We start from the raw sequence: 15,105 nt of genomic DNA, 5'->3' as shown, positions 1-15,105 counted from the left end.
AGTCCAGGCGAACCGGTCTAGGGTTCACTTTCATGGCACTTCACAGGGTCACTTCGGTCGATCTGCATCTCGATCTGGATCCATCGGGTTCCCGCCGAGCTGCGCTGTCGACGGCGCTGCGGGACGCCGTGCGCAGCGGGAGACTGGAGCCGGGTGTGGCGCTCCCGTCCTACCGCGCGCTCTCGGCCGACCTGGGACTGGCCAGAAACACTGTCGCCGAGACCTACGCGGAGCTGGTCGCCGAAGGCTGGCTGACCGCGCGGCGTGGATCGGCGACGCGCGTCGCACATCGGGCCCAGCCCGCCCCGGTCGCCGGCGCGTCGAGGGAGGCGGACCCTCGACCGGCGTTCGATCTGCGGCCCGGCCGACCCGATCCGACCTCGTTCCCACGGTCGGTCTGGTTGGCCTCGGCTCGGCGCGCGATCAACGCTGCCCCATCGGATGCCTTCGGCCCCGGCGATCCGCGCGGCCGGATCGAACTGAGGACGGCATTGTCGGACTATCTCGCGCGGGCCCGCGGCGTGCGAGCAGATCCGCAGCGAATCGTGGTGTGTTCGGGCTTTTCCCAGGCGCTGACGATGCTGTCCTATACTGCGCCGGCAGGGCCGGTTGCGCTCGAATCCTTCGGGCTACCGTTCCATCGCAGCATCATCGAGCGATCTCGGACGACGGTGGCACTCGGCGTCGACGACGAGGGTTGCGTCGCAGACGAACTCGATTCCACTGCGGCCTCGGTGGCGATCCTGACGCCGAGCCATCAGTTTCCCACCGGGGTGGTGTTGAATCCGGCGCGTCGGACTGCGGCAGTCCAGTGGGCCCGTGACACCGGTGGCACGGTGATCGAGGACGATTACGACGGAGAGTTTCGCTACGACCGAAAGCCGATCGGGGCGATGCAGGGGCTGGACCCGGAACGGGTGATGTATGTGGGGTCGGTGTCCAAAAGCCTCTCTCCTGCAGTACGTATCGGGTGGATGGTGGTCCCGGAGCGTCTGCTCGACGCGGTGATCGCGGTAAAGGGGGTCCGTGAGGCGACGGTGTCGACCGGCGACCAGTTGACGCTGGCAGAGATGATCGTGTCGGGTCGGTACGACCGGCACGTCCGTACGATGCGAATGCGCTATCGGGCGCGGCGAGACCTTCTGCAGCGCAGCCTTACCCAGCACAGACCAGAGGTGGTCATCACCGGAATCGATGCCGGGCTGCAGGCCGTGCTCGCGCTGCCACCCGGGCGTGAAGCCGAGGTGTCGGCCAGGGCGGCACGGATCGGACTGGCCATGGAAGGGCTCTCGACCTTTCGACACCCGGCCGCCGAGGATGCGGTCTACGACGGTCTCGTCGTCGGGTTCTCGGCACCGACCGAGCACGCATACCCCGAGACGATCCGTGCGCTCGTCTCGGTGCTGAGCTGAGCGCTAACCGCCCAATACTTCACCCTCGCGGCGGGGGTCCGCTCCCCCGATCCAACCCCCGTCGGTGCGCTGCAGCGCACTCAGGCCACTGGACTGGTCTTTGACCGAAACCTGATGCCCCATCTCGCGGAGCCGCACCACGACAGGATCGTTCTCGCCCGAGACGTTCGGATGCTCGCCCCCGTAATTGGTCGACGGAGTGTTGGCTGCACCGAAATCGACCATCGAGACGGCCTGCTGTGGATCCATGCCCCAATCGAGAAGTCCTACCAGTGTTTTGATCACGAACTGAATGATCACCGAACCGCCGGGCGAGCCGGTGACGAGTACCAGATCTCCACGCGCACCGTCGTCGTCGCGGTCGAAGACCAGGGTCGGTGCCATCGAGCTGCGCGGACGCTTGCCCGGTTCGACGCGATTGGCCACCGGCGTCCCGTCCTCGTCCACCGGAGAAGCCGAGAAGTCGGTGAGCTGATTGTTGAGCAGGAAGCCGTCGACCATGTGGAACGAGCCGAAGGCCGACTCGACGGTGGTGGTCATCGAGGCCGCATTGCCCTCGCTGTCGACGATGGAGATGTGGCTGGTGCCGTGCTCGGGATCGGTGGACGATGCGAACTGCACCGGACCGAAGTCGCCGGGCTCGGCGGTGCCCATCGACGTGGACTCGTCGATCAGTCCGGCTCGCTCACTGAGATATTCGGGGTCGAGCAGGGCGTCGGGGGAACCGCCGGGCAGTGGCACGAAATCCGGATCGGCCACGTACTTGTCGCGATCGGCGTAGGCGAGGCGCTCGGCCTCCGAGATCAGGTGCACCCCCTCGGCCGTCGGGGTTCCGCCGTTGGCGTCCATGCCCGTGGGCGCGTACTGCGCGAGATCGAAGTTCGACAGAATGCCCATCGCTGATGCCACCGCGATACCGCCCGAGGACGGCCCCGGCATACCGCAGATGTCGTGATCGCGGTACTGCGTGCACACTGCCGTTCGGATCTTCGGTCGGTACGCGGCGAGGTCGTCGAGAGTGATCTGTCCGGCGGTGCGCCCGGCGGTGGTGTCGGCTGTTGCGTCGACGATCGCCTGCGCTATGTCACCGGTGTAGAACGCGTCGGCACCGTCGGTTGCGATGGTCGACAACGTCTTCGACATCGCCGGGTTGGTCAACACCGTTCCGGCAGGCTTGCCGGAACCGTCCGGCTGGAGGAAGTAGTCCTTGGATGCCGGATCGAGGGCGAGCTTCGGGGCCGAGTCGGAGATGGACGAGGCCATGCGGGGGCTGATCTCGATTCCGTTGTCGGCGAGATCGATTGCGGGTCGGAAGAGCTCGCCCCACTGCTCGGTGCCGTGATCGGCGTGGGCCTGCTCGAGCATGCGCAGCACACCGGGGACGCCGATCGATCTACCGCTCGAACGCGCATCGGGTTGCGGCACAGTGCGGTTGACGTCATCGATGTATCGAAGGTAGTCACCGGTGGCGCTCATGGGGGCTTTCTCACGCCCGTCGTAGGCCTGCACTTCGCCGGTGGCGGCGTCGTAGTACATCAGGAAGGCCCCGCCGCCGATGCCCGAGGATTGTGGTTCGACGAGGCCGAGCACCGTCTGCGCAACGATGAGCGCATCGGCAGCTGTGCCGCCCTCGCGCAGCACCTCGCAGGCTGCCTCGGTGGAGACCGGATTGGCCGTCGAGACCGAGTACGAGGGCGTCTCCACCGGGGTCATGTCCGATCGATATCCGGTCGCCACTTCCGGATTGGTGGAGATATCCCCTGAGCCGGTGCCGGCCGTCGTACCTACCGGGGTGCCGCCACTGGCACCGAGCACGCAGCTGTTCGCGGCGGCGGAGTCGGTGCCGGTGCTGTCGGTGCTGCTGCACGCAGTCAGCGGTACCAGCAGCAGGGCGCAGGCAAGAGCGGTGGAGCGGACTGGGCGCAGCGCGAGTGCAGACACCGACCGACGCTAACACCGCGATCACCGTCGGCGCGCCGATTCGAGGAGCCAGTGTGCGATGGGGGCGGGTCGGCCGAACAGAAAGCCCTGCGCGAAGCGGCATTCGAGTGCCTCGACGACGGCGGCTTGTTCTTCGGTCTCGACGCCCTCGGCGACCGTGGTGACCGGAAGCGCTGACGCCATGGCGACGATTGCGGCGATGAACTGGGTGTCGGACTCGGAACGGCCGATCTCGTGCACGAAGGACTTGTCGATCTTCAGTAGCGCGATCGGCATCGCACGCAGCCTGCTCAACGAGGAGTAGCCGATGCCGAAGTCGTCGAGAACGATGAGCACGCCCATTGCAGCGAGTCGGTCGAGAACGGTCTTCGCGGTGCCGATGTCGTCGATCAGGTCGCTCTCGGTGATCTCGAGAGCCAGATCCGAGCCGGCGATGCCGTACCTCGCGAGCAGTCCTTCCACGACCACGGGCAGTGACTCGTCGCGCAACTGCATCGGGGACACGTTCACCGACATCGTGACGTTCTGCCCGTTCGCGCGCAGCGTCACCAGGTCCGCGATTGCAGTGCGCAACACCCATTCGCCGATCTCCTTGATGAGATTGGTCGATTCTGCAATCGGGATGAACTCGTTGGGGGCGCGCACCCGGCCCTGCCAGTTCCAGCGAACGAGTGCCTCGTAGACGACGGTGGTGCGCGATGCGGTGTCGACGATCGGCTGGTAGTAGACCTCGAGCTCACCGCGTCGAATCGCGCCGCGCAGGGCGGTGGCGGTCTCGATCGCAGACGTTGCACGCGCGCGCAAGGATTCGTCGAAGAACGCGTAGCGTGCCGCTCCGAGAGACTTGGCGTGATACATCGCGGTGTCCGACTCGCGAATGGCATCGTGCAACCGGTCCGCATCGGCGATGCCGACCGAGGCAGTGACGTATGCCGTTGCGGCACTGAGCGGGAACGGCTCGTTCATTCGATCGATGATGCGGCAGGCCAACGCCTCGGCGCCTGCCCGATCGCGCCGGGTCAACACGATGAATTCGTCGCCCGCGTATCGAATGACGGAGTCGGCGGCACCGACGGCCGCCCGGATGCGGCGCGCGGCAGCGGTGATCAGCTCGTCGCCGACGCGGTGGCCGTACGAGTCGTTGACCATCTTGAAATTGTCGAGATCGACGAACAGGACGCAGGTGCGCCCCGGAGCCTGCGAGTGCTCGTGCCGCGCGAATTCCTCGTCGAGCATCGTTCGATTCGGTAGCCCGGTCAACAGATCGTGTGCAGCTCGGTACTTGGCCTGATCTTTGCCGGTCTGCACCCTGGCGAGAGCACTTTCGCCGCGCAGGAATGCGCCCACCAGGATCGACGCGAGTAACAGCGAACGCACGACCAGGTCGCCGGTGGAGCCCGCGGAGCCCAGCAGCGGCACGGTTCCGCACACCACCAGCAGCAGCACCACGAACACGACCCGGCGGTTGCTGTGGGCCGGTGCCGGCGGCTGCCGGTGCGAAACGGTACGCATCGATGGATCGAGTGCTGCCATTGCCAGGGAGAGGTAGGCGAAGAGGTAGATGCCGTCGAGCAGGCCCGAGGACGGCGCGTCGTCGGTCGTGGCAGCGAAGGCATACGAGACGTCGCCGACGAGCGTTGCGATGAGCGCGGCGAGGGCCCATTGCAGCGCAGGCGTGCGCGGTTTGGACGAGAAGACCAGATAGGTGGTGAGGGTGATCAGAGCGGCGTCGATGGCGGGATACACGCCGTTCATCACCGTCGATGCCGACGAGCGTGGCGATTCGAGGGCCGGGGAGATGAACAGCAACCAGGACAGAAACAGCGAGCCGAGGAAGATCAGCCCCGCGTCGACCAGTGGAGTGATGTCGTCGATCGACTTGCGATCTCGGATCCACCGAGACAGGGCGTAGGTGACGAGTCCGTAGCCGGTGAGGGTGAAGACGTCCGGCAGTAGCGGAAAGGAATGGGCCAGTGCGCTGGGATCGCTGCGTAGCGAAACTCCGAAAATGAACACGACGGAGGCTCCGAACAGTGCCCACCAGCAGCGTGAGTCATCGGGCCGGTATCTGCGAATCGCGAAGCTGATGACCAGAACGGAGCCGATGGCGACGGTGGCCATGACGCCCGTCCTTACTGCGGCGTCACCGAGAAGGAAGACAGTGGACACGATCACGACCACGGCGGCCAGCAGTGTGGTCCGTGTCGTGTGCATGGCAAAGGGCGCAGCGACCTTCGTGTTCATCGAAGGACCCACTTCCTTCTCGCTCGCGGCGTCCGCGCGGATTCTCGGCGGTGCCTCCACCGGTGAATATACGTCTTGCAGCACTGCGCACGGTGACCAAGTTCGATGTGGAGATGCAGATTTCACAACGGATGTTGCGCCGCACGAATGCGTCAACCTGGGGTTGACGACCAGGGTTCGTCAACCTACGGTTGACGAATGATCGAACCGAAGAAAATGACGAACCCCGTCCGACTCGACGACCTCATCGAGGCGATCGAGAAAGTGCATACCGATGCACTCGATCAACTGTCCGATGCGGTGATCGCCGCCGACTCTCTCGGTGAGATCGCCGATCATCTGATCGGCCATTTCGTCGACCGCGCACGACGGTCAGGAGCGTCGTGGACCGACATCGGTGCATCGATGGGTGTGAGCAAGCAGGCAGTGCAGAAACGATTCGTCGCCAAGGGCGGCGACGGCCCCGCAGATCTCGATGCCAGTCAGGGCTTCTCGCGCTTCACCCCGCGGGCGCGCAATGTGGTGGTGGGAGCGCAGAACGAGGCGCGCGCGACCGGACAGGATCAGATCACCAGCGCGCATCTGATCCTGGGATTGCTCGGTGAACCAGAGGGGATCGGGGCGAAGCTCCTGGTTGCCCACGGGCTGACTGCCGAACAGATCCGCGCGGCGGCGACGGCATCGCTACCGGAACCGGCTGCCGAGCTACCCGCCCTCATCCCGTTCGACGCCGGTGCCAAGAAGGCCTTGGAGCTGACCTTCCGGGAGGCCCTGCGATTGGGGCACAACTACATCGGAACCGAACATATCCTGCTGGCGTTGCTGGAGAACGAGGACGCAACTCTGCTCTCGCTCGGAGTCCGCAAGGAAATGGTCGAGGAAGGCCTGGCGGCGGCGCTGAACAACCTGGGCAACTGAGCACCTGAACGCTGGAAGGTCAACGCACCGTGGCTCTCGCCGACTCCACGGCTGCGCGCACCTCCTCCTCGATCAGATCGCCGTTGATCGCGGCACCTGCTTTGACTCCCGCTGCAGATGCTGCGACCACGGTGTCCATCGGTGTCGCGACATTACCTGCGACCCAGACGCCGGGCACCGAGGTGGCACCGACGGGGTCGGCCTCGATGTACGTGCCGAGAACATGGTCGTTCATCACCATCTCGGTGGTGTCGAGCCCGAGTGAGACCAGGATGTCCGCGCGTGAGCTGAAGGCGGGTCCCACGACCAGCGCCTCCAGTCGAACCTGGCGCCCACTGCCCAGCGTGACGCCGACGATGGCGTCGTTCTCGACGTCCACGCGCGCGATCGCCTCGTCGACGACCTCGATACCGCGTGCGGTGAATCTCTGCGTTTGTTCCGCGGTGAACTCCGGTGCGGTGTGGGAGAACACCGTGACGCGGTCCGTGAGCTGACGCCACATCTGCGCCTGGTGCGCGGTCATGGCGCTGCCGATGATCCCGATCGCGCGGTCTCGCACTTCCCATCCGTGACAGTACGGGCAGTGCAACACATCGCGGCCCCAACGCTCGGAGAGGCCGGGGATGCTCGGCAGGACGTCCGTCAGGCCGGTGGTGACCAGCAGGCGGCGGCCTTCGACGGTGGAACCGTCCGCGAGTGTCACCTCGAAACCTGTTTCGGTCCTGGATGCCGACCGGGCAGTGCCCTCGAGAATGTGCGCGCCGTAGTGCTGCGCCTCGGCACGGCCGAGCCGAACCAGTTCCAGCGGCGACTCGCCATCGCGGGTGAGGTAGTTGTGCGAATGTGCAGCGGGCGCATTGCGCGGGTCGCCGGCGTCGATGACGACTACGGATCGCCGGGAGCGGCCGAGGGCCACCGCAGCGCTGAGTCCGGCGACGCCGCCGCCGACGATGATCACCTCGACCGGTGCCTGCTGAGAAGTGAGTGAAGTCATGCGGAGAGTGTGCGACGACTGCCGAGAAAACGACAAGAAAGTTTGCGATATCGGCAAATGTTAGACACTGAAAATACCGTCGGAAGATTCTCGGACGCGATAGCGGGGCGAGATCCGATTTAGTTTCCCGACGGCCGACTTCGGGGTCGGCAATGGCCTCGATAAGCGCGGATCTACCGCTTGAACAGGGTGTTCATTCGAGGTCTACTGGTCGGTAAAAATCAAGCCAGGGGGGCTCATGGGGCACTTCGAGATCGGAGCGACCGTCATTGCGGTTCGCGATCTTGGGCGCGTGCGATGGCGAAGCGGCATCCCGAGGGGAACCGTGGGCGTCGTCGTCGGAGTCGATTGGCTCGGTGACGCGCGAGTGAACTTCGCCGTCGGCGCATCGAAGCCGGACCGCGGGGAGTCGGTCGAACACATCGTCACGGCGGACGATGTCCGCATACTGCGTGCCGCTCCCCGCCGTCGGATCGGCTAGCCGTTGTCGGTTCGCTCGTCGTCGGTAGCGGGGCCGGCTTTGGTTGCTCCGCCTTCGCTCGACCAATCGTTGCCCTCGGGAGCCGCAGCCGGATCCGACTGAACGTCTTCCTTGGCGTCGGGGGACGATGTGCTGTCGTTGTTCGGGGTAGTCATGCTTGCGGGTTACCCGTGCGGAGCCGATCGAACCGTCGGCACCGCACGGGTGAGCTGCGTGCGGTCTCTACAGCCCGAAGGGCAGCGTGCCCGGTGCCAGCTCGAAGCCGCTGCTGCCGGCAGAGATCGAACCGAAGCCGCTGAGGATCGCGTTGATGAAATTGGTGATCATGAATTGTGCCTGCCTTCGTGGTGTAGATGCATTTCTCTGGACAACCCGGTCGAGATTACCGGTACCGGTAGCGTCGAAGCTGTGAGAAGACATCGAATCGGCGTCGGTCTCGCTGTCATCGCCGGTGTGCTCACGGCCTGCAGCACGGATTCTCCAGCGCAGGAAGCCCTCGCGACCGCTCCTCCCGCACCGCTGAACTACGTTGCGCTCGGAGACTCCGCTGCGTCGGGACCACGTATCCCCGATCAGGTGGGCGAACCGGGATGCCAGCGGTCGGACTCCAACTACCCGCATGTTCTCGCACAGGAACTGGCGGCCGCCTCGTTCGTCGACGTCACCTGTTCGGGGGCCGTCACCGAGAACATCGTCTCCGCTCCGCAAGGCACGTCCAGTGGCGAGGTCCCCGTGCAGCTCGACGCGCTGAGTGCCGACACCGACCTGGTGACGGTCACGATCGGCGGAAACGACATCGGGCTGGTGTCGACGGCCGTACAGTGCCTGACCTTCACGAGCACCTCGGCGACCAACGTCTGCAAGGACCGGCTCACTGCCGGCGGGGTCGACTCGGTCGCCGCCGCCATCGCCGAGCACGCACCGACCTGGGGAGCGATGCTCGACGCGGTGGCAGAGCGCGCGCCCGACGCGAGGATCCTCGTCGTCGGCTACGGCACCTACTTGCCCGACGGTGGCTGCTTTCCCACGCAGCCGATGTTGCCCGAGGATGCCGACTACATCCAGAGCAGCATCACCGCGATGAACGAGGCTCTGAAGATGCAGGCGAACGAGCACGGTGCCGAGTTCGTCGACACCGAACCATTGAGCATCGGCCATGATGTCTGCGCAGCTCCTGACCAGCGCTACTTCGAAGGAGTCATCCCGCAGAATCCTGCTGCGCCACTGCACCCGACGGCGGCGGGGATGGCAGCGATCGCAGACGGTGTCGCCCTCGTCGTGCGAGGGAACTGAGCCGAACAACCGACCAGTAGAGGCCATCAGCCGGGAACTGGCTCTTCTCACGCGGTCGGGTCGTCGTGAAGTCTCGACCGCATGGTCTCGTATTCCGCTGTGATCGGCGTGTTCGCTGTAGCTCTCGCGTTGGTGCTGACCCCGGGACCCAACATGATCTACCTCGTCTCGCGCAGCATCTCGCAAGGCAGGCGCGCGGGAATGGTGTCGTTGGCCGGCGTCGCACTCGGGTTCCTGATCTATCTCACGGCCACCAATCTGGGCTTGGCCGCGGTGTTCACCGCCGTTCCTGCGCTGTACACAGCGGTCAAGCTGGCCGGGGCCGCCTACCTCGCCTGGCTGGCGGTGCAGGCGCTGCGGGGGACGGTCTCGGCATTCGAACCGGCCGAACTGCAACAGGATTCGACCGGTCGACTGTTCACCATGGGCTTGGTGACGAATCTGCTCAATCCGAAAATAGCGATCATGTACATCTCGGTCATCCCGCAGTTCGTCGACCCTGCAGCCGGACACCTTGTGCTGCAGGGCTTCACACTCGGCGGGGTGCAGATCGTCGTCGCGGTGGCGATCAATCTGGCGATCGTGGTGCTGGCCGGATCGATCGCCCGCTTTCTCGCCCTGCGACCGACGTGGCTGAAGGTGCAGCGCTACGTCATGGGTACGGTGCTCGGGTTCCTCGCTGTGCGGGTCGCCGCCGATGGCGGTAGGCCCTGATACGCACGCCAGCCGCCGTACTCGGTGATGTCGGTACCCCGTTCCGCTGCGTCGTGCGCGCAGCAGAATCCGGTGACCCATCTACCGTCGGACAACTCGACCGGACCCAGCCCCATCGGAGCGGGCAACTCTGCCAGGAAGGTGCCGAGCGCTGCGGCAGACATTCGATACAGCTCTCCGGCGATTGGCGCGCCGCCGCCCGACCGCCGTACCAGGCCCGGCTTGGGCGGGGTGGTGTGCAGATCGACCAGCCGATAGTCCGCAGACGTGGTCACCTCTCCACTGAACCGGGCACCGCGATCGATCAACTGACGGTGCACCGGGAAGCCGCGCAGGTGCGCCCCCACGGCGAGCACCTCGATGCCGTCGTCGATCAGTGCGGGTGACGATGTGCCGATCAGTCGCGCGGCGAGATCGATCGCGACCTGATCCTCGAAGGCGGGCACGACGAACATCACTCCGAACGGAGCGCCGTCGGCCGTCGCGGCACCGGGAACAGCCACCGCCGCCATATCGAGCAGATTGCAGAAGTTGGTGAAGGTACCCAGACGGCGATTGATTCCGATCGGATCGGACTGCACCGCCGCGATGGTGGGATGCTCGGTGGTGGTGGGCAGAAGCAGACCGTCGGTATCGCACAGGAGTTCCCGCGCAGCGGTTTTCGCTCGTGCAAGAGCGTCGAGATCGTCCACGTAGCGGTGCGCGGAGGGTTCGGCCGCAGCTCCGACGATCGCGGCGACCGTGGGATCTGCTCCGGCCGGTGCCGAGTCGAGAAACGGCCCCACCGCCGAATAGCGCTGCGCCACAATAGCTCCGTCGTACAGCAGTGTTGCCGCGTCGAGCAGGGCGGCGATGTCGACCTCGACGTGGGTGAAGCCCTTGTCGGCCAGACCCGCGACAGTATCGGCGAATGCCCGACGGTACGCCGGGCTCAACGATGCGAGATCCCCGGCTCGGGGGACGGCGAGGCGTGGCTGCGGTGCGGCAGCCAGCCGGACGTCGCTCGGCCAGGATCGGCTCCTGGGGTCGGTGACAGCAGGTCCGCTCATGACTTTCATTGCTGCAGTGGCACTGTCGAGGTCCTGGGCCAGTACGGTGACGCAATCGTAGTCGGCGCAGGCGGGCACGACCCCGCTGGTCGGTACGATCCCCAGCGTGCTCTTGATGCCTACCAGGCCGTGGAACGCGGCCGGAACTCGACCCGAACCGGCTGTGTCGGTGCCGATTCCGATGTCGACTATTCCCAGGGCCACGGCGGCTGCGGAGCCCGAACTCGAACCGCCCGCGATCAAGGTGGGGTCCCAGGCGCAACGCACCGCTCCGTAGGGGCTGCGGGTGCCGACCAGTCCGGTGGCGAACTGATCCAGGTTGGTCTTGCCGAGCACCAGCGCGCCGCGGCTGGTCAGCCGTTCGACCGCAGCCGCGGATACCTCGGGTGTGTAGGCGAATTCGGGGCAGGCAGCGGTAGTGGGCAGCCCCGCCACGTCGATGTTGTCCTTGACCGCGACCAGTGTGCCCGCGAGCGGTAGCTCCGCACCGGCCGCGATCGCCTCGTCGATCGTGACGGCCTCGGCCAGCACCTCGTCCTCGTCGCGGAGCGTGATCCACACCTCGGGGCGGTCCACTTCGGCAATACGCTTGTACGCCTGTAGAACTCGCTCTCGTACCTCAGGCCGCATCGGTTCTGCCCTTCTTCGTGTCGAATTCTCCTGCTGCCGACCATGCGTCCCGCTCGGCTCCGAAGGCCACGGCCTGTGTCGCGCGGAATCGGGCGATCGAGTCGGCGTTGGTCTCGAGGAAGCTCTCGTGTTCGGCGAGGGAGAACTCACCGTCGGTGATCTGCACTCCGCCGCCGCGTCCGGCGGCCAGATCTGCGCGCAGGTCCATCAGCTCCTCGGGTTCGACCGAGTACCAGGAGATGCGGTCGAAGAACCGGAGCAACCACGGGGTGCCCTCCTCGAACGGTCCACCGCTGTAGGTGGCGCTGTGGTTCCACACCTGCGTCGTGCGGCCGACGAACTGGTAGCCGCCGGGGCCTTCCATACCGTAGATGCACAGGTAGGCCCCGCCGATGCCGACGGCATTCTCCGGTGTCCACGTGCGAGCGGGGTTGTACTTGGTCGTCACCAGTCGGTGTCGTGGATCGAGCGGGGTCGCCACCGGTGCGCCCAGATACACATCCCCCAGCCCGAGCACCATGTAGTCGGCGGCGAAGACGGTGTCGAACACCTCGGCCACGGAATCGAGGCCGTTCATGCGCCGGATGAACTCGATGTTCCACGGGCACCAGGGGGCGTCGGCGCGCACCCCGTGCATGTATCGCGCGATGGCCTCCCTCGTCGACGGGTCGTCCCAGGACAGCGGCAGCCGAACCCGGCGACTGGGGACGATCAGCTCGGAGGCGGCGGGCAGATCGTCCTCGACCTCGGCGAGCAGCCCCATCAACGAGTCGATCGACAGGACATCGGGATTCACCTTCACCTGCAACGAACGGATGCCGGGGGTCAGGTCCACCAGCCCGCGCGGTGCGATCGCCTCGATGCGCTGATGCAGGGCGTGCACCCGCGCGCGCAGGGACAGATCGAGTTTCATATCGCCGTACTCGACGAGAACGTTGTCGTCTCCCGAGCGCCGATAGGTGACGCAGGTGTCGGCGTCGCGGCGGGCGATGACCCCGTCGTCACCGTCGCCGCCTGCGGAGAAGACGGCAGGTAGTGACGCGCGTCGGGCCAGACCCAGCGAGCCGAGCGGTGCGGTCGCCGCGGCCCGGACCGGAACGAATCGGATGGTGTCCCCGGGCCGGAGTTGGCCGAGCTTCCAGCGTTCGGCGGCAACCACGGTGACGGGGCAGACGAATCCGCCGAGACTCGGGCCGTCGGGGCCGAGCAGGATCGGGGTGTCGCCGGTGAAATCGAGTGCGCCGACGCTGTAGGCGTTGTCGTGGATGTTGGACGGATGCAGCCCGGCTTCACCGCCGTCGGTCCTGGCCCATTGCGGCTTCGGTCCGATCAACCGGACACCGGTGCGGTCGGAGTTGAAATGCACCTCGTAGCGCGTGGCGTAGAGGGTGTCGATATCGGCGCGGGTGAAGAACTCCGGGGCCCCGTGCGGCCCCTCGGTGACGGCGATGTCCCAGCTCGACGTCAGTACCGGTAGGTGTTCCATCGGGATCGGCCCGAGAATGCCGGGGTCGTCCGAGCGCCCTGCCAGCCCGATCACGTCGCCCTCACCGAGGGTGCCGCCGCGATGTCCGCCGAACTTGCCGAGCGTGAACGTCGCTGCGCTACCCAGATAGTCCTCGACCTCGAGGCTGCCCTGGATCAGAACGTAGACCCGGAGGCCATGCCCGGTGGTGGTGCCGACGTCCAGGGTCGACCCGGCGGGAACCAGCACCGGCCGCCACTGCGGGGCAGGTATTGCGTCGATCGTCACCGGCACCGCGGCACCGGTGACACAGACGTAGGTATCGGCATCGAAGGTCAATGCCGGACCGGCCATGGTGGATTCGAGTCCCGGTGCGCCCTCCGCATTGCCCAGCGCGGTGTTGCCGAGACGGAACGACAGATCGTCCATCGGTCCGGACGGCGGTACGCCCACCTTCCAGTACCCGATGCGTCCCGGCCAGTCCTGCACCGTGGTGAGCATCCCGGGCCGCTGCACGGTCATCTTGGTCGCGTTCATGCCGGAGCCGACTCTCGCGTCACGATCATGCGCACTGCGGTGGGGTCGAATCCGTTGCAGGGGTTGTTGATCTGCGGGCAGTTCGACACCAGTACCAGGGTGTCGATCTCGGCACGCAGCGAGAGCGTCTTGCCGGGAGCCGACAGACCGTCGACGATGCCGAGAGTGCCGTCGGAGTCGACGGGGACGTTCATGAAGAAGTTGATGTTGGGGGCCAGGTCTCGTTTGCCGAGTCCCCACTTGGAGCCCTCGATGAGGAAGTTCTCGACGCAGGCGTGCTGATGCCGGGTGTGGTGGCCGTAGCGCAGGGTGTTCGATTCCTTCGAGCACGCCCCGCCGACGGTGTCGTGGTTACCCACCTCGTCCCGGACGATCGTCATCAGTGGTGTTGAATCATCGCTGCGCAGAACGGTTCCGGTGGTCAGGAACAGGTTCTGCTGCGCGGCGATCGTCGAGGCGGCCGAGTAGCGAATCGAGTGGTCGTGTGCGCTGTACAGCAGGGTGTCGACTGCTTGATTGCCGCACAGGTCGACGATGGTCAGAACATCTCCCACTTCGACGACGGCGGACCAGGGGCCGAACGCAGGGGCGATCTCGTCCCGCACGATCGTGCTCTCGAGGGTGCTGGTGGTCATTGTGCTGCTGCCTTCCATGCGTTCTCGGTGTTCGTCACTGCGCGTTGATATTCCGGCTCGGTGTTGGTCAGCTGGAGCAGTTCCTCCGTTGCTCGCCAGGCGAGCACGTCGAGGGATGTCGTGGGGTACTCGGGGCGCGGATCGAGTGGATGAGCGGTGTTGGCGAGCAACACGATCACCGGCAGGTGGATGAGTAGATCCACCGATCGCCCCGGCCCGGCCGAACCGGTACTGGTGAGCGCGCCATCTGCTCCGACCGTGACGCCGTGGAAGAACGACAGGGACGGCGCGACGTCCCGCGGTTGGAGTCCGTGCTTTGCCGCGGCGAGCGTGAACAGCTCGCGCCCCGCCGGCGCGGCCGAATGTGGTCCGCTGACTCCGTATTTCGCGGTGTTGGTCGAGGTGGACGTCGTGCCGCACAGTGCGTCGTGACGACCGGAGGTGTCGTCGACGATGGTGGCCAGAACGCGGCCTTGATCCGAGAGGAGCGGGTGGCCTGCACCGAGGTACGCCTGCCACGGAACCTTCACGGTATCTGCGGTGTTGAGTCGTTCCCACGGTGCTTCGGCGCGGTAGAGCAGCAGATGCGCGCAGGCGCTGCCGTCGACGTCGAGTAGCCGGAGCCGGGTTCCGCGGGCGAGGACCGCGGAGGTGTAGCTGCCGCCGGGTACCGACTCTGCCCAGGTGAGCTCCGATATCCCCTCCGGTGCGGTGGGTGCGGGCGCGACGGTCGCCTGAGATCGGGCGTGCGCTTTGGCCGATTGCGTGGTTGCGGTTGCTGAGCTCATGTGG

Annotated in this window: 13 protein-coding genes; 5 read left to right on the top strand and 8 right to left on the bottom strand. The window is 66.0% G+C overall.

Going from position 1 to position 15,105, the window contains the following annotated elements:
- Window positions 1-32: 32 nt before the first annotated feature.
- Window positions 33-1,412, top strand: a complete 1,380-nt coding sequence (locus ACOQFP_RS18385; protein WP_421585120.1) for a PLP-dependent aminotransferase family protein — start codon at window positions 33-35, stop codon at window positions 1,410-1,412.
- A 3-nt stretch (window positions 1,413-1,415) separates the two neighbouring features.
- Here the strand turns inward: ACOQFP_RS18385 and ggt are convergent, their stop codons facing one another.
- Complete coding sequence (gene ggt, locus ACOQFP_RS18380; RefSeq protein ID WP_374222343.1) at window positions 1,416-3,338, bottom strand: gamma-glutamyltransferase; 1,923 nt, start codon at window positions 3,336-3,338, stop codon at window positions 1,416-1,418.
- A 36-nt stretch (window positions 3,339-3,374) separates the two neighbouring features.
- A complete protein-coding gene (locus ACOQFP_RS18375; RefSeq protein WP_421585119.1) occupies window positions 3,375-5,597 on the bottom strand; it encodes a putative bifunctional diguanylate cyclase/phosphodiesterase in 2,223 nt (740 codons plus the stop codon).
- Window positions 5,598-5,795: 198 nt separating this feature from the next.
- On the opposite strand from ACOQFP_RS18375, the gene ACOQFP_RS18370 reads away from it, so the two are divergent.
- Window positions 5,796-6,515 carry a Clp protease N-terminal domain-containing protein gene (locus ACOQFP_RS18370; protein WP_421585118.1) on the top strand — a complete coding sequence of 240 codons (720 nt, stop codon included), beginning with the start codon at window positions 5,796-5,798 and terminating at the stop codon, window positions 6,513-6,515.
- Window positions 6,516-6,534: 19 nt separating this feature from the next.
- On the opposite strand, the gene ACOQFP_RS18365 is transcribed toward ACOQFP_RS18370, so the two are convergent.
- On the bottom strand, window positions 6,535-7,509 hold the full coding sequence (locus ACOQFP_RS18365; protein ID WP_421585117.1) for an NAD(P)/FAD-dependent oxidoreductase: 975 nt from the start codon (window positions 7,507-7,509) through the stop codon (window positions 6,535-6,537).
- Window positions 7,510-7,747: 238 nt separating this feature from the next.
- On the opposite strand from ACOQFP_RS18365, the gene ACOQFP_RS18360 reads away from it, so the two are divergent.
- Window positions 7,748-7,990, top strand: coding sequence for a hypothetical protein (locus tag ACOQFP_RS18360; protein WP_206487138.1), 243 nt, complete (start codon window positions 7,748-7,750; stop codon window positions 7,988-7,990).
- Here the strand turns inward: ACOQFP_RS18360 and ACOQFP_RS18355 are convergent.
- Window positions 7,987-8,145 (bottom strand): hypothetical protein, encoded by a 159-nt coding sequence (locus ACOQFP_RS18355; RefSeq protein ID WP_206487140.1) that lies wholly within the window; start codon window positions 8,143-8,145, stop codon window positions 7,987-7,989. The two genes, ACOQFP_RS18360 and ACOQFP_RS18355, sit on opposite strands and share 4 nt — an antisense overlap.
- Window positions 8,146-8,398: 253 nt before the next feature.
- Between ACOQFP_RS18355 and ACOQFP_RS18350 the strand changes: the two genes are divergently transcribed.
- Both ACOQFP_RS18350 and ACOQFP_RS18345 read left to right on the top strand, forming a co-directional pair.
- Window positions 8,399-9,283, top strand: coding sequence for an SGNH/GDSL hydrolase family protein (locus ACOQFP_RS18350; protein WP_421585116.1), 885 nt, complete (start codon window positions 8,399-8,401; stop codon window positions 9,281-9,283).
- Between the two features lie 81 nt (window positions 9,284-9,364).
- Window positions 9,365-9,997 carry a LysE family translocator gene (locus tag ACOQFP_RS18345; RefSeq protein ID WP_206487146.1) on the top strand — a complete coding sequence of 211 codons (633 nt, stop codon included), beginning with the start codon at window positions 9,365-9,367 and terminating at the stop codon, window positions 9,995-9,997.
- Here the strand turns inward: ACOQFP_RS18345 and atzF are convergent.
- From atzF to ACOQFP_RS18325, 4 genes are read right to left on the bottom strand one after another with little or no spacing between them, the layout of a single operon-like run.
- A complete protein-coding gene (atzF, locus tag ACOQFP_RS18340) occupies window positions 9,931-11,676 on the bottom strand; it encodes an allophanate hydrolase (RefSeq protein WP_421585115.1) in 1,746 nt (581 codons plus the stop codon). The two genes, ACOQFP_RS18345 and atzF, sit on opposite strands and share 67 nt — an antisense overlap.
- Window positions 11,666-13,678: a 5-oxoprolinase/urea amidolyase family protein gene (locus ACOQFP_RS18335; protein WP_341243512.1), complete on the bottom strand. Its 2,013-nt coding sequence runs from the start codon at window positions 13,676-13,678 to the stop codon at window positions 11,666-11,668. The genes atzF and ACOQFP_RS18335 overlap by 11 nt, the downstream gene beginning before the upstream one ends.
- Window positions 13,675-14,313: an urea amidolyase associated protein UAAP2 gene (locus ACOQFP_RS18330; RefSeq protein WP_421585114.1), complete on the bottom strand. Its 639-nt coding sequence runs from the start codon at window positions 14,311-14,313 to the stop codon at window positions 13,675-13,677. The genes ACOQFP_RS18335 and ACOQFP_RS18330 overlap by 4 nt, the downstream gene beginning before the upstream one ends.
- On the bottom strand, window positions 14,310-15,101 hold the full coding sequence (locus ACOQFP_RS18325) for an urea amidolyase associated protein UAAP1 (protein ID WP_421585113.1): 792 nt from the start codon (window positions 15,099-15,101) through the stop codon (window positions 14,310-14,312). Before ACOQFP_RS18325 ends, ACOQFP_RS18330 begins: the two co-directional genes overlap by 4 nt.
- Window positions 15,102-15,105: the final 4 nt, after the last annotated feature.

Origin of the sequence: Rhodococcus sp. MALMAid1271 (genome assembly GCF_049195265.1) — a bacterium.
GTDB lineage: Bacteria > Actinomycetota > Actinomycetes > Mycobacteriales > Mycobacteriaceae > Rhodococcoides.
Note: the sequence above shows the minus strand (reverse complement) of the source record. Positions and strands in the feature narration are given on the sequence as shown.

Excerpts from the sequence above, each read along its gene's own strand:
- atzF (WP_421585115.1), bottom strand. The coding sequence starts at position 11,676 with ATGCGGCCTGAGGTACGAGAGCGAGTTCTACAGGCGTACAAGCGTATT.
- ACOQFP_RS18365 (WP_421585117.1), bottom strand. The coding sequence starts at position 7,509 with ATGACTTCACTCACTTCTCAGCAGGCACCGGTCGAGGTGATCATCGTC.
- ACOQFP_RS18385 (WP_421585120.1), top strand. The coding sequence starts at position 33 with ATGGCACTTCACAGGGTCACTTCGGTCGATCTGCATCTCGATCTGGAT.
- ACOQFP_RS18375 (WP_421585119.1), bottom strand. The coding sequence starts at position 5,597 with ATGAACACGAAGGTCGCTGCGCCCTTTGCCATGCACACGACACGGACC.
- ACOQFP_RS18360 (WP_206487138.1), top strand. The coding sequence starts at position 7,748 with ATGGGGCACTTCGAGATCGGAGCGACCGTCATTGCGGTTCGCGATCTT.
- ACOQFP_RS18370 (WP_421585118.1), top strand. The coding sequence starts at position 5,796 with ATGATCGAACCGAAGAAAATGACGAACCCCGTCCGACTCGACGACCTC.
- ACOQFP_RS18325 (WP_421585113.1), bottom strand. The coding sequence starts at position 15,101 with ATGAGCTCAGCAACCGCAACCACGCAATCGGCCAAAGCGCACGCCCGA.
- ACOQFP_RS18330 (WP_421585114.1), bottom strand. The coding sequence starts at position 14,313 with ATGACCACCAGCACCCTCGAGAGCACGATCGTGCGGGACGAGATCGCC.
- ACOQFP_RS18345 (WP_206487146.1), top strand. The coding sequence starts at position 9,365 with ATGGTCTCGTATTCCGCTGTGATCGGCGTGTTCGCTGTAGCTCTCGCG.
- ACOQFP_RS18355 (WP_206487140.1), bottom strand. The coding sequence starts at position 8,145 with ATGACTACCCCGAACAACGACAGCACATCGTCCCCCGACGCCAAGGAA.
- ACOQFP_RS18335 (WP_341243512.1), bottom strand. The coding sequence starts at position 13,678 with ATGAACGCGACCAAGATGACCGTGCAGCGGCCCGGGATGCTCACCACG.